Raw genomic sequence first — 13,103 nt, forward strand, 5'->3', positions numbered from 1 at the left:
ACGGGAAAAGTTGTCGTTTCTTTTAACAGGTCTTCGCGCACGAAAAAGCCTCCTGAGGTTTCAGGAATGACTCAATGTCTTGGTGCAGCAAGTTCGGCTGTGGTCGAAACGCAAGAGCGCTAAACGTGGATTGCGGGCTTTACAGGTTCGACACCCAGTGCGTCCAAGGTTAGGGGTGTCGAACTTTGATGGAAATCAGCCAATCCTGAGTTTCAGGATTGTTGAGCATGGCGTAGGGCAGCGCTGGTCAGCGCCAGCGCGCAAGCACATCAGGCAATTGGGACAAGCGCTGAATCTGTGCATCCGGCTCCCGCTCCCCAGCCCAATCCTTGCCCTGCGGATTGAACCAGACTGCTCGCAGGCCCGCCCGCTGGGCGCCAGCGATGTCATCCCCGGGATGATCCCCGATATGCACTGCCGCGCCGGCCTCGACCTCGCCGCGTTTCAACGCCTCGATGAATGGCGCAGGGTCTGGCTTGCCTACCCCCAGGTCTTCTGCACACAGGGCGAACTTGAAGTAGTCCGCCAGCCCCAGGCGGCGCACGTCGGCATTGCCGTTGGTGACCACGCCCAGCGTGTAGTGGTGGCGCAGGATCTCCAGCACCGGCTGTACCTCGGGGAAGACCTCGACCTGATGCCGTGCATGCAGGAACACTTCGAACCCTTCGTTGGCCAGCTCCTGCGCGTGCTTTTCGCTGTAGCCGACCTCTTCCAGGGCATGGAACAGCACCCGCCGGCGCAGGGCGCTGATCCGGTGCTTGAGGCCCGGCTCGGCCTGCACCAGGCGTTCACGGATGGCGAACAGATGCTCTACCGGCACGCCACCGAGGATCGGCGCATTGGCCTGCAGCCAGTCGCGCAGCACGACTTCCGCGCTGGCGATGACGGGTGCGGTATCCCACAGGGTGTCGTCGAGGTCGAAGGTGATCAGCTTGATGCTCATGAGTCTGTGCCTTTGCTGCGTTTGGCCCGAGGGTGGGCGCTGTCGTACACCGCGGCCAGGTGCTGGAAGTCCAGGTGGGTGTAGATCTGCGTGGTGCTGATGTCGGCATGGCCGAGCATTTCCTGCACTGCGCGAAGGTCCTGGGACGATTCAAGCACATGGCTGGCGAAGGAGTGGCGAAGCATGTGCGGGTGCAGGTGCTGGCCCAGCTCGCGCTCGCCGGCAGCCTTGACCCGCATCTGGATGGCCCGGGGGCTGAGCCGATTGCCTTGGCGGGTGATGAACACGGCGCTGTCGCGTGGGCCACCGATGCCGCGCAGCTTGAACCACGCCTGCAGCGCCTCGCGTGCCTTGCGGCCCACCGGCAGCACGCGTGCCTTGCCGCCCTTGCCCAGCACCTGGACCAGGCCAGCGGCGAGGTCGAGTTGTTCGAGGTCGAGGTTGGTCAGCTCGGAAAGCCGCAGGCCGGACGAATAGAACAGCTCGAGGATGGCCTGGTCACGGCGGGCGATGAAGTCATCGTCGACGCCGCCATCGAGCAACTGCAGGGCGCGGTCGGTGTCCAGCACCTTGGGCAGCCGGCGCTCGCCCTTGGGCGCGCTCAGGCCGCTGGCCGGGTCGTGCTGGCACAGGCCTTCGCGATTGAGGTAGCGGTACAGGCCGCGAACGGCCGACAACAGCCGCGCCAGGCTGCGCGAGGACTGGCCCTGATGGTGCTGGCGGGCGATCAGCTGGCGCAGTTGCTGGATCTGCAGTGCGCCCCAGCCTGCGATGCCTTGGCTGTTGCAGTATTCGATGACCTTGTCGAGGTCGCGTCGGTAGGCCAGCAGGGTGTGTTCCGACACCTGGCGCTCGTTGCGCAGGTGTGCGCAATAAGCCTCCAGCTGGCGTTCCATCAGCGCACCGGACGCAGGGTCTGGGTGAGGCGCGGGACCACCCGGCCCAGCACTTCGGCGATATAGCCGAGGAACAGGGTGCCAACGCTGCTCTTGTAGTGCTGCGGGTCGCGGCTGCCGATCGCCAGCACACCGTGAAGCCCTTGGTATTCCAGTGCCGCGACGGCGCTGGAGCCCACTTCGAGGCGCTGCTCCTCGCCGAACAGGAAGGCCAGCTCTTTCTCGCGCAGGTTGCCGCTGACCGTCTTGCCGCCGCCGAGCAAGCCGCCGATGGCCTGTTGGGCCTCGGTATTGCTGACCCAGCGACCGACCGGGGCGGCGTTGTCGCCGAACAGGATCAGGCTGACGAACGGTACCTGAAACTCCTGGCGCAGGCTGTCTTCGACCGCCATCACCACTTCTTCCAGGCTCGCGGCGTCGAGCAGGTCGAGGATCAGTCGGCGGGTCTTGTCGAACAGCCGGTCGTTGTCCCGGGCCACGTCCATCAGTTGCGACAGGCGATGGCGCATTTCGATGTTGCGGTCACGCAGCAGCTTGAGCTGGCGCTCCACCAGCGACACGCTGTCGCCACGCTGGTGAGGAATGCGCTGTTCGATCAGCAGCTCGTCGTGCTCGGCGAAGAAGGTCGGGTGGGCGCGCAAGTAGGCGACCACCGCCTCGGCATCGAGCTCACTGGACTGCTGGGGTACAACCTGGGGCTGATCGGTCATGACGGTTACTCGCTTAGAGACGAACCTGTCCTTCGTAGACGCGCACGGCCGGGCCGGTCATCAACACGGGTTTGCCGGGGCCGGCCCATTCGATGTTCAGGCGGCCACCGGGCAGGTCCAGGGATACCGGGGAATCCATCCAGCCCTGGCTGATCGCGGCCACGGCAGCGGCGCAGGCACCGGTGCCGCAGGCCTGGGTTTCGCCCGCACCGCGTTCCCATACGCGCAGGTTGGCGCGGTGGCGGTCGATGACCTGGATGAAGCCGGCATTCACCCGTTGCGGGAAGCGTGGGTGGTGCTCGATCTTCGGGCCGAGGGTATGCACAGGTGCGGTGCGCACGTCATCGACGCGCAGCACGGCATGCGGGTTGCCCATGGACACGGCGGCAATCGAATGGACCTGGCCGTCGACCTCCAGCGGGTAGCTCAGCGCATGCTCATCGGCCACGAACGGGATCTCGCCTGGCACGAAGCGCGGCGGGCCCATGTCGACACTCACCTGGCCATCGTTCTGCACGTCCAGCACGATGATGCCGCTCTTGGTTTCCACGCGGATGCGTTTCTTCGCGGTCAGGCGCTTGTCCAGCACGAAGCGGGCGAAGCAGCGCGCGCCGTTGCCGCACTGCTCGACCTCGGAGCCATCGGCATTGAAGATCCGGTAGCGGAAGTCCACTTCCGGATTGTTCGGCGCCTCGACGATCAGCAGCTGGTCGAAACCGATGCCGGTGTGGCGGTCACCCCATTGCTTGGCGTGCTTGGGCTGGATGTGAGCGTGCTGGCTGACCAGGTCGAGGACCATGAAGTCGTTGCCCAGCCCATGCATCTTGGTAAAGCGCAGCAGCATGGGTTCACTCCGGCAGCAGGCTTTCGCCAGCGTACAGTTCGGCGACGGTCTCGCGGCGGCGCACTTCGAAGGCCTGGTCGCCGTCGACCAGGATTTCTGCGCAACGGCCACGGGTGTTGTAGTTCGAGCTCATGACAAAACCATAGGCGCCCGCCGACTGGACAGCCAGCAGATCACCTTCGGCGAGGTTCAACTGGCGGTCCTTGGCCAGGAAGTCGCCGGTCTCGCAGATCGGCCCGACCAGGTCGTAGGCACGGCCTTCGCCTTCGCGCGGCTTGACCGCACTGACGCCCATCCAGGCCTGGTACAGGGCCGGGCGGATCAGGTCGTTCATCGCCGCATCGATGATGGCGAAGTCCTTGTGTTCGGTGTGCTTGAGGTATTCCACGCGGGTCAGCAGGACACCGGCGTTGGCCACGATGTAACGGCCCGGCTCGAATACCAGGGCCAGATCGCGGGTGCCGACGCGCTCGCGGATGGCCTTGATGTAGTCGGCCACCAGTGGCGGCTCTTCATCGCGATAACGCACCCCGACACCGCCGCCGAGGTCCAGGTGACGCAGGTGGATGCCACATTCGGCGAGACGGTCGACCAGCACCAGCAGGCGGTCGAGGGCGTCGAGGAACGGGTCTACGCTGGTCAGCTGCGAGCCGATGTGGCAGTCGACACCGACCACTTCCAGGTTAGGCAACTGCGCGGCACGTACGTAGATGGCTTCGGCGTCGGCGATGGCGATGCCGAACTTGTTCTCTTTGAGGCCGGTGGAGATGTACGGGTGGGTACCGGCATCGACGTCCGGGTTGACCCGCACCGAGACCGGGGCAACCTTGCCCATCTCGGCGGCCACGACCTGCAGGCGCTCGAGTTCGTCGCTGGACTCGACGTTGAAGCAGTGCACGCCGACTTCCAGGGCCCGGCGCATGTCTTCGCGGGTCTTGCCCACGCCCGAGAACACCACGCGATCGGCACGCCCGCCGGCGGCCAGCACGCGCTCCAGTTCGCCACCGGAAACGATGTCGAAGCCTGCGCCCATGCGCGCCAGGATGTTCAGCACGCCAAGGTTGGAGTTGGCTTTTACGGCGAAGCAGACCAGGTGCTCGACGCCTTGCAGGGCATCGGTATAGCTGCGGTACTGGGCCTCGATGTGGGCGCGCGAGTACACGTAGGTCGGGGTGCCGAAACGTTCGGCGATGGCCGACAGGGCCACACCTTCCGCGAGCAGTTCACCGTCGCGGTAATTGAAAGCGTTCATTGGATTTCCTTACTGCGCAGGCGACTGCTCGGGCTCGATGGGCTGCTCGTCCTGCGGCTGAACCGCTGGCGCGTGCTGGTGCTGATGTGACTTGTTGCTGCCTTTGCCATCCTTGCCGTCTTCAGGCAGGTACAGGGGGCCTTTCTGACCGCAGGCCGAAACGAGGCAGGCAACCGCGACCAGCGCCGCTAGTGAGGAAATCAGGCGCTTCATGGGTGAAATCCTTTGAAATATGCAGTATTGCGCCCGAGTATACCGAGCGACCGGCGGCTTGCCTATGCAAGAGCCGGTCCGTCGGGCGGGCTATGCTTGTGGGTCAGCGGCTAACCTTTGCATTCGGCGCCAACCGCCCGTATCGTGCCCGGCTTGCCTGTAACGCAGCCAATTTCGAGGTTCCTGCAATGAGTTTGAGCGAAGCGCGTTTCCATGATCTGGTCGACGCCACCCAACAGGCCCTGGAAGACCTGTTCGACGAAAGCGGCCTGGACCTGGACATGGAGAATTCCGCCGGGGTCCTCACCGTCAAGTTCGACAACGGCAGCCACTTGATCTTCAGCCGCCAGGAGCCGCTGCGCCAGCTGTGGCTGGCCGATCGTTCCGGTGGTTTCCACTTCGACTACGACGAAGAGAGTGGCAAGTGGGTGTGCGAGAAGAGCGAAGAGCTGCTGGGCGAAATGCTCGAGCGCATCGTCTGGGAGCGGGCCGGCGAGAAGCTGGACTTCGACGAGATCTGACATGACTGCCCAGGTGCGGCCAGCCAAGCCGCTGTACAGCAACGTCAGCCCTGCAGTGCCTTCGCCATGCATCAGCGTCTGCCGGCTGGATGAACACAAGGTCTGCACCGGTTGCCACCGCCACGTCGAGCACATCCGCGAATGGCGCTCGGCAGACGACGAACGCCGTCGGCAGATCTGCCGCGAGGCCGAGGCCCTGCGCGCACGGGCTTGAGTATTTGCCTGTCTGTGGTAGTGTCGGTTTGTGCGTCGGTGACGCAAAAGCATTCACAAACCCCGCCCTTGGGCGGGGTTTTGCTTTATCTGCCCACAGAAAACTGCCTGTACATAGGAGCCTGACTGGATCATGAGCACCAAGCCTTCCCTCATCCTCACCCGATTGGACGTACAGCGTCTCGAGCGTCTGATCGACAGCCTCGATGAAAGTACCCCGGGTGTGCTCGCCTTGCAGGAGGAGCTTGACCGTGCCGAGAAAGTGGTCGGTCACGAGGAAGTGCCCGCCGGTGTGGTGACCATGAATTCGCGCGTGCATTGCCGCGAAGAGGCCAGTGGCAAGGATTACCACCTGACCCTGGTCTACCCGAAGGACGCCGGCGGCGAAGGCAAGGTCTCGATCCTGGCACCGGTTGGTTGCGCGCTGCTGGGCTTGTCGGTGGGCGAGCAGATCGACTGGCCGGCGCCTGGGGGCAAGACCCTGAAACTGAAGTTGCTGGCGGTCGAATATCAGCCGGAAGCCGCGGGGGATTTCGACCTCTGATCTCCGTGCGCTCTTCAGGGCGTGTTCAGCGCCCTGATCTGGCAGGCATGGATACAGTTGTCGACGATGCGGCTGCGCAACGACCAGTCCGTGTTGATGATGTGGAAGTTCTGGATGTAGCTTTGCGCATCACGTGATTCGAACCAGTCATCGAGCTTGTCGCTGAAGTCATCGGGTGTGAACACGACTTTGTTGTATTTGGCGCACTGGATCGAGCGCAGGCTGTAGTCAGCCTTGTAGCGTCGCGCCTTCTCGTCCATGAAGGCTTTCAGCTCTACGGTGGACGGCGTGTCCTCACCGATCCAGACCTGCTCCACGCCGCGCCAGTGTTGGCCACGGGCTGAGCTGTTGTAGGCAATCACCACGGTTTTTCCCGGGTGTTCGTTCCACAGTTCATCCAGCGTCAAGGCATGCAACGCCCATGGGATGATCCGCTGGCCCAGCTCGCGCTCCAGCATCTCCAGCAGCCATGCATGCTCCTGGTCGCTGAAGTTGTCGAACCCGTGGAAATCGAGAATGACGATTTCCCTGGCGTTGGCAGGGTCATGATAAAAACCGTTCAGCTCCAGCACGATGTCGCCAAGCACGGTGCGCCCGGACGTGCTCATGTGAAACAGCTTGTAGCGATAGGGCGAGTCTGGCGTGTATTCGCGATTGGCGCGCACGCGCAGGTCCAGCACGCGGATGCCGCCGCGAATCTGCTCGATGCACGAGACATCCTGGGTCACTTCTTGCGGCGGGACGATATTGTCGGCCTGTTTGTCCATCCCCGAGTCATGGCTGCCCGGGAGAATCAGTTGATCGACGCGCAGACGGCCCAGTTCGGGCAGGCTGCCCATCCAGTTCTGTTTGTTCATGAGGCACTCCAGTGGTTGACCGAGTGCACAAGGATGTTGCTGCCGCGCTGGCCGGTGCAGAGGGAAACCCGATAGGGGTCAGTGTGCGAGCGTCGTCTTCAACTGTTCCAGCCCATCGTTCAGGGCCTGCTCCAGCTCCCGCTTGTAGCGCAGGTAGAGGAGGGTCGAACCCTGTTCGTCATCGAGCAGTTCGGACAGGTCCAGGTCGGTGATGTAGCAGCGGTAGTGCCCGGCGCCACGGCGTTGGCCGAGGATCTGCCGGGCGACCACGGTGTACAGCTCGTCGCCGTGGTCCAGTTCGGAAAATTCCTGCTGGTCGCAATAGAGCGTGACATGCACGCCATCGCCGGTGCCGGCCTGGAGAATGGCCTGCACTTCGTAATAGGGCTGATCGCTGCCTTCGCTCGGTGCCGGTCGTGGCTCCAGGCTGCGCGCCTTGCCCGGCCCTGAGGGCAACAATTGCGCATAGCGGATCTGCAGCGACGCCTGTTGCAGGCTGTCGAGCGGTACGCGGGCGTCGTGGCGCATCACCACCGAACGCAGGAAGCGCTGCAGCGGCAGCAACAGGTGATTTTCGTCGTGCAGCGGCAGGCGCTGCTGCCACAGTGCGTTGTATTCATCCAGCACATACAGGTCGGCCCAGCCGTCCAGCAGGCGATAGAACACCTGGATGCAGTCGGGGTGGCCGCGCTCGAGTACCAATGGCAGGTCGTGGTCCTGCAAGGCGTTGGCATCCAGGTGCAACGGGCTGTAGACGCTGCGCTCTTCGGCCAGGCAGTCGAGCACGGCAGCATGCCCGCTCAGCGTCTTCAGGCTGACATGGCCGGGGAGCAGCTCCAGCACATGGGTGTGCTGCGCCACTTGCAGCAGGTAGCGATGGTTGCGGCCCTGGTCGAGCAGCAGCTGTACGGTGTCGAAAATCTCCTCCACTCGCTGGCTGATGGCCTGGGCCCGGTTGTGGCAGAAGCAGCGTACCCGCACGCGCGGCCGGTGGCTGCGCTGACCGAGGCTGTTGAGGAAGTCGCGCAGGCAGCGTAGCAGGGCGTGCTCCCCGTCATAGCGCTGCACCAGCACCTCGTTCCAGCTGTTCAAGGTGACCTGGTCGAGGGTCAGCACGAGGTTTTCGCGCACGCCCGCGTAGCTCAGCGAGTCGGTGCGTTCGGTGGTCATCAGGATGTTCAGGTCGCGATGGTGGCGCAGCGGGTCGACGCCGACGTTGACCAGCAACAGGATCTCGTCGGCCACGCTGGGCTGCAGCAGGCGCACTTCGCTGACGGGGGGCAGCGGCAGCGGAATGCTCTGCTGCAGGCTGCCGATCAGGTTGAACAGCTCGAATTCGCTGAGGTCGCTCTCGCCCGGGTGCAGCGCCAGGCGTGTGCTGCTGTCGATGACGCCGTTGCGGTGGGCCCAGGTCAGCAGTTCGAGCAGTTCGCGGCAGCGCTTGATCGGGGTGAAGTGCTCCCATTCGTGGACGCCCAGGTTGCCGTTGTACAGCCCCCAGTGCTGGCTGCCGGGTTCCTTGCGGTTGAGCGACTGGACCAGGGTCAGGGTGTCTTCGGCGAGGTCCGGGGCAATGCCCGGGTTGATCACCTCGATCTTGCCGGCGCGGCGTTCGAAGGCAGCGTACAGGCGCCGGCCAAGGACATTCAGGTCGCGCTGGTCGGCGCGGTCGCTGGTGTTCTGGTTTTGCGCGAACTGGCCGAGAAAGCGATAGCTGTGGTTGAGTTCGGCCACCAGTTCACGGCGCTCGACCGCGACCTGGCGCACTTTCCATTGGCTGCGGCTGTCGAGCAGGGCCAACTGGCGTTCGTCCCAGCCCCACTCATCGGTCAGGCGCTGCAGCAATTGGCGCTGCCAGCCGTTGCTGCGGCTGCGGTCGAGGCCGCCGACTTTCTTGTTGACCTTCAGGTACAGGCTGCGCCGCACCAGTTCCAGGCGGGTGGTTTCACCGCGTTGTTGCAGGTAGTGCTCGATGCGCCGGTAGACCATCACATAAGGGTCCAGCTCATCGAGATTCAGGCGGTTGGCGAACACCGCCTGCTTGTAGTCCAGGCTCAGGCAGCGCATGGCGGGATGCTCGCTGGCGTAGACCTCGGTCAGCAGCAGCTTGAGCAGCGACTTGTAGGGCGAGTCGATGCCCTTGTACAGCTGCCACAACCCGGCCCCGACGAACTCGCCGGGCGGAATGTGCGCCAGGTGACCGAGGTCGAGGGCATCGGTGCTGCGGATGAAGCGCTTGCTCAGCAGGGTCTCGCTGTAGCGCTGGTAGTTCTGCTCTTCATAGACCGGCACCAACCACCAGAGCGGCGTGCGCCCGGCCAGCCAGATCGCGGTGCGATAGAACTCATCGAGCAGCAGGTAATGCTGGGTCGTGCCGCAATCGTCGGAGCTGAGCTGGCCGTCGCGCTGGCCCTGGGCGAAGTCGTGCGGGTCGATGAGGAAAAAATGCGCTTCGGTGCCCAGGCTGGCGGCCCAGGTTTCCAGCAGCTGGCACTTGCGCTGAAGCTCTTCGCGCAGGTCGACGGCCAGGCCAGGCGCGTGGCAGACCCACACGTCCATATCGCTCTGCTCGGCCTGGGCCAGGGAGCCGAGGCTGCCCATCAGGAACAGGCCGTGGATCGGGCGGTGGGGGTTGCCCAGGCGGGTCTTGTAGCTGAACGAGCGGGCCAGCCGCTGGCCTTCGGCAACCAGATCGGCAGAGGGCTCGAAACCTGACACGCCAGCGGGCGTGCTGCCGGAGACATACCCGGGCAGCAGTGGATGGTTGACGTGGAACAGCAGCGGCAGAAGGGTCAGCACTTGTTGCTGGCGTGACGAAAGCCCCTCCATGGCGCGCTCGAACCGGCCCTGGTTGATTTGCAGGAACCGCGCGCGCAGTTTCGCCAGCACCTTTCGGTCGATGCCGTCGTGCAGGTCCGGGCGGATCTCGTGGGGCTGGTTCATTGCGCACTCAGGGGCAGGGCGGGGAAGCTTTGGCGAGTTTAGCCTGAGTGGAGCACTCGGATAAGTGGATTGTGGTTTTTGACGCCATTTTTCCAGCGTCTGTTCTGGCCCTATCGCCGGCAAGCCGGCTCCCACCTGTTCTGTACAACCCTTGTGGGTGCCGGCGATAGGGTCGGTACAGGTTTACGCAGGCTGCGGGGACTTGAGGATGTTCAGCAGCAGTTGCACGCTTTCGACCGCGTCGTGTCCCAGGCTGGTGAGATATCCGCCATCAGGCTGATCGGTCAGTTGCTTGTCGTAGAGGCGTTGGGCAGCGGCGACCAGGGCGGGGGAAGCGTTATTGTGAATCTTGATGCCTTCCTGGCTGCTGTCCAGGTTGAACAGGGCGAGCACTTCCAGTTCGGCGATCAAATCGGGGGTGAAGGACATGGCGACTCCTGACTTCCAGACGAGGATGGCGGCACCGCCAGCGGTGCCTGATCCTGGAGTGTAGTCGGGTTATTCGTCCTCGCCTTGATCTGCCTCAGGGGGAAGCTCGGGCAGGGCGCGCAGGGCGGTTTCGTACCAGTCGGCGTTGAACGGGCGATCTTCGGCCAGCATGCTGTCGATTTCGATGGCCAGGACATGGGCCATGAGATTGAGGATGTCCTCGCGCTCGTAGCCGACCAGGCTCAGCTTGTTGAAGGTGGCCTTGGCCGCCGGTGGTTCGCCGCTTTCGATCTGGTTCTCGATGGCCTGGGTCAGCGTTGCCTCGGCGAAGGCTTCGTCGTCGTCAGTATCGATGTCGGTGGGCTCGCTCATGGCGCTACTCCTTAAGTGGGGCCTACAGTTTGCCACGCTCGCGCTGGTCATGCCTGGCCGATAGGTCTATAAAAGCCGGGCCATCCCCATACGGCCTGGAGGCTGTTACCCATGCTCAAGCTTCACGGATTCTCGGTCAGCAACTACTACAACATGGTCAAGCTGGCGCTGCTGGAAAAAGGCCTGCCGTTCGAGGAGGTCACCTTCTACGGTGGCCAGGCGCCGCAGGCGCTGGAAGTCAGCCCGCGTGGCAAGGTGCCGGTGCTGGAGACCGAGCACGGCTTCCTCAGCGAGACCAGCGTGATCCTCGACTATATCGAGCAGACCCGGGGCGGCAAGGCGCTGCTGCCGGCCGACCCGTTCGAGCAGGCCAAGGTGCGCGAGCTGTTCAAGGAGATCGAGCTGTACATCGAGCTGCCGGCACGTACCTGCTATGCCGAGTCGTTCTTCGGCGCGGCGGTCGAGCCGTTGATCAAGGAACGGGCGCGTACCGAGCTGCTGGCGGGGTTCGCCACGCTCAAGCGCAATGGCCGCTTTGCACCTTATGTGGCGGGTGAGGAACTGACCCTGGCCGACCTGATGTTCTGCTTCTCGGTCGATCTGGCCTATGCGGTGGGCAAGAAGGTGCTGAACATCGACTTGCTCGCGGACTTCCCGCAGGCCAAGGCGTTGCTCGAGAAAATGCGCGAGAACCCGCACATGGCGCGGATCGTGGCGGACAAGGAGGCGGCGATGCCGGCCTTCATGGAGATGATCAGCAGCGGCAAGCGCTGAATCGAAGAGGGGGCTGCGTTGCAGCCCTCGCAATGAGGCTTAGCGCGAAGCCAGCAAAGCCTGGCCGCGCACTACAGCCGCACGCACCTGCGCCGGCGCCGTACCGCCAATGTGGTCACGCGCATTCACCGAGCCTTCCAGAGTCAGCACAGCGAACACGTCCTGCTCGATCTGGTCGCTGAACTGGCGCAGCTCATCCAGGCTCATCTCGGCCAGGTCCTTGCCGGTATCGACGCCATATTTCACCGCGTGACCGACGATTTCGTGGCAGTCGCGGAACGGCAGGCCCCGGCGAACCAGGTAGTCGGCCAGGTCGGTAGCCGTGGAGAAACCACGCAGGGCCGCCTCGCGCATGATGGCATGGCGCGGCTTGATCGCCGGGATCATGTCGGCAAAGGCACGCAGCGAATCACGCAGGGTGTCGGCGGCGTCGAACAGCGGTTCCTTGTCTTCCTGGTTGTCCTTGTTGTAGGCCAGCGGCTGGCCTTTCATCAGGGTCAGCAGGCCGGTCAGGGCGCCGAACACACGGCCGCTCTTGCCGCGCACCAGCTCCGGCACGTCCGGGTTCTTCTTCTGCGGCATGATCGAACTGCCGGTGCAGAAGCGATCAGGCAGGTCGACGAACTGGAACTGCGCGCTGGTCCACAGCACCAGCTCCTCGGAGAAGCGCGACAGGTGCATCATCGCAACGCTCGCGGCGGCGCAGAATTCGATGGCGAAATCGCGGTCGGAAACGCCGTCCAGCGAGTTGCCGGCCACGGCCTCGAAGCCCAGCAGCTTGCAGGTCAGCTCACGGTCGATCGGGTAGGTGGTACCGGCCAGCGCGGCGCTGCCCAGGGGCATGCGGTTGGTGCGCTTGCGGCAGTCGACCAGGCGCTCGTAGTCGCGGCTGAGCATTTCGAACCAGGCCAGCAGGTGGTGGCCGAACGTGACGGGCTGGGCGGTCTGCAGGTGGGTGAAGCCCGGCATGATGGTGTCGGCTTCACGCTCGGCCTGCTCCAGCAGGCCCTTCTGCAGGCGGGTGATCTCGGCCAGGATCAGGTCGATCTCGTCACGCAGCCACAGGCGGATGTCAGTGGCCACCTGGTCGTTGCGGCTACGACCGGTGTGCAGCTTCTTGCCGGTGATGCCGATGCGGTCGGTGAGACGTGCCTCGATGTTCATGTGCACGTCTTCGAGGTCCACGCGCCAGTCGAACGTGCCGGCCTCGATCTCGCCCTGGATGGTCTTCAGGCCGTCGATGATGGTGTCGCGCTCGGCATCGCTGAGCACGCCGACCTGCGCCAGCATGGTGGCGTGGGCGATCGAACCCATGATGTCGTGGCGGTACAGGCGCTTGTCGAATTCGACCGAAGCGGTGAAGCGGGCGACGAAGGCGTCGACGGGTTCACTGAAGCGGCCGCCCCAGGACTGATTGGTCTTGTCGGTGCTCATGGATTCACTCGTTGAAGGCGTGAACGAAAAAGTGGCGCCGATGATAGCAGGGTTGGGCGTGGCGCCGAAGGACACCGGTCGAGAGAAATCTGCGCTAAACCTTGGTAAAGGCGGGCGAAGAGGATATTCACCGATTGAACGGCAGTGTTCCACGGACC

Annotated in this window: 15 protein-coding genes; 4 read left to right on the forward strand and 11 right to left on the reverse strand. The window is 63.9% G+C overall.

All coding sequences use genetic code 11. The annotated features are described in order from the left end of the window. Positions 1-247: 247 nt before the first annotated feature. Genes PPL01S_RS08135 through lptM form a run of 6 tightly spaced genes read right to left on the reverse strand, consistent with a single transcriptional unit; the run spans position 248 to position 4,858 of the window. A complete protein-coding gene (locus tag PPL01S_RS08135; protein ID WP_016394081.1) occupies positions 248-943 on the reverse strand; it encodes an HAD family hydrolase in 696 nt (231 codons plus the stop codon). After that, entirely contained in the window at positions 940-1,839 is a 900-nt protein-coding gene (xerC, locus tag PPL01S_RS08140) for a tyrosine recombinase XerC (RefSeq protein WP_016394082.1), read from the reverse strand. Before xerC ends, PPL01S_RS08135 begins: the two co-directional genes overlap by 4 nt. Continuing rightward, positions 1,839-2,549, reverse strand: a complete 711-nt coding sequence (locus PPL01S_RS08145; protein ID WP_016394083.1) for a DUF484 family protein — start codon at positions 2,547-2,549, stop codon at positions 1,839-1,841. Before PPL01S_RS08145 ends, xerC begins: the two co-directional genes overlap by 1 nt. A 13-nt stretch (positions 2,550-2,562) precedes the next feature. Continuing rightward, positions 2,563-3,393 carry a diaminopimelate epimerase gene (gene dapF / locus PPL01S_RS08150; protein ID WP_016394084.1) on the reverse strand — a complete coding sequence of 277 codons (831 nt, stop codon included), beginning with the start codon at positions 3,391-3,393 and terminating at the stop codon, positions 2,563-2,565. A gap of 4 nt (positions 3,394-3,397) precedes the next feature. Continuing rightward, positions 3,398-4,645: a diaminopimelate decarboxylase gene (lysA, locus tag PPL01S_RS08155; protein WP_016394085.1), complete on the reverse strand. Its 1,248-nt coding sequence runs from the start codon at positions 4,643-4,645 to the stop codon at positions 3,398-3,400. A 9-nt stretch (positions 4,646-4,654) separates the two neighbouring features. Then, complete coding sequence (lptM, locus tag PPL01S_RS08160) at positions 4,655-4,858, reverse strand: LPS translocon maturation chaperone LptM (RefSeq protein ID WP_016394086.1); 204 nt, start codon at positions 4,856-4,858, stop codon at positions 4,655-4,657. Positions 4,859-5,046: 188 nt separating this feature from the next. Between lptM and cyaY the strand changes: the two genes are divergently transcribed. The 3 genes from cyaY (at position 5,047) to rnk (ending at position 6,136) form a co-directional block, all read left to right on the forward strand. Next, on the forward strand, positions 5,047-5,379 hold the full coding sequence (gene cyaY, locus PPL01S_RS08165) for an iron donor protein CyaY (protein WP_016394087.1): 333 nt from the start codon (positions 5,047-5,049) through the stop codon (positions 5,377-5,379). A gap of 1 nt (position 5,380) precedes the next feature. Next, entirely contained in the window at positions 5,381-5,593 is a 213-nt protein-coding gene (locus PPL01S_RS08170) for a DUF1289 domain-containing protein (protein WP_016394088.1), read from the forward strand. Between the two features lie 132 nt (positions 5,594-5,725). Beyond that, complete coding sequence (gene rnk, locus PPL01S_RS08175; RefSeq protein ID WP_016394089.1) at positions 5,726-6,136, forward strand: nucleoside diphosphate kinase regulator; 411 nt, start codon at positions 5,726-5,728, stop codon at positions 6,134-6,136. Positions 6,137-6,150: 14 nt separating this feature from the next. Here the strand turns inward: rnk and PPL01S_RS08180 are convergent, their stop codons facing one another. The 4 genes from PPL01S_RS08180 to PPL01S_RS08195 form a co-directional block, all read right to left on the reverse strand. After that, the gene (locus tag PPL01S_RS08180) at positions 6,151-6,993 is read right to left on the reverse strand and encodes a PI-PLC domain-containing protein (RefSeq protein ID WP_016394090.1); all 843 of its coding nucleotides are present in this window, start codon (positions 6,991-6,993) and stop codon (positions 6,151-6,153) included. Between the two features lie 78 nt (positions 6,994-7,071). Next, entirely contained in the window at positions 7,072-9,936 is a 2,865-nt protein-coding gene (locus tag PPL01S_RS08185; protein WP_028625559.1) for a class I adenylate cyclase, read from the reverse strand. A 183-nt stretch (positions 9,937-10,119) separates the two neighbouring features. Further along, the gene (locus PPL01S_RS08190; protein WP_016394092.1) at positions 10,120-10,365 is read right to left on the reverse strand and encodes a TIGR02647 family protein; all 246 of its coding nucleotides are present in this window, start codon (positions 10,363-10,365) and stop codon (positions 10,120-10,122) included. Positions 10,366-10,434: 69 nt separating this feature from the next. Then, positions 10,435-10,737 carry a hypothetical protein gene (locus PPL01S_RS08195; protein WP_016394093.1) on the reverse strand — a complete coding sequence of 101 codons (303 nt, stop codon included), beginning with the start codon at positions 10,735-10,737 and terminating at the stop codon, positions 10,435-10,437. A gap of 111 nt (positions 10,738-10,848) precedes the next feature. Between PPL01S_RS08195 and PPL01S_RS08200 the strand changes: the two genes are divergently transcribed. Next, positions 10,849-11,511 (forward strand): glutathione S-transferase, encoded by a 663-nt coding sequence (locus PPL01S_RS08200; protein WP_028625558.1) that lies wholly within the window; start codon positions 10,849-10,851, stop codon positions 11,509-11,511. 39 nt (positions 11,512-11,550) lie between these two features. On the opposite strand, the gene argH is transcribed toward PPL01S_RS08200, so the two are convergent. Next, complete coding sequence (gene argH / locus PPL01S_RS08205; protein ID WP_028625557.1) at positions 11,551-12,945, reverse strand: argininosuccinate lyase; 1,395 nt, start codon at positions 12,943-12,945, stop codon at positions 11,551-11,553. Positions 12,946-13,103: the final 158 nt, after the last annotated feature.

It is taken from the genome of Pseudomonas plecoglossicida NBRC 103162 = DSM 15088, from assembly GCF_000730665.1.
Lineage (GTDB): Bacteria > Pseudomonadota > Gammaproteobacteria > Pseudomonadales > Pseudomonadaceae > Aquipseudomonas > Aquipseudomonas plecoglossicida.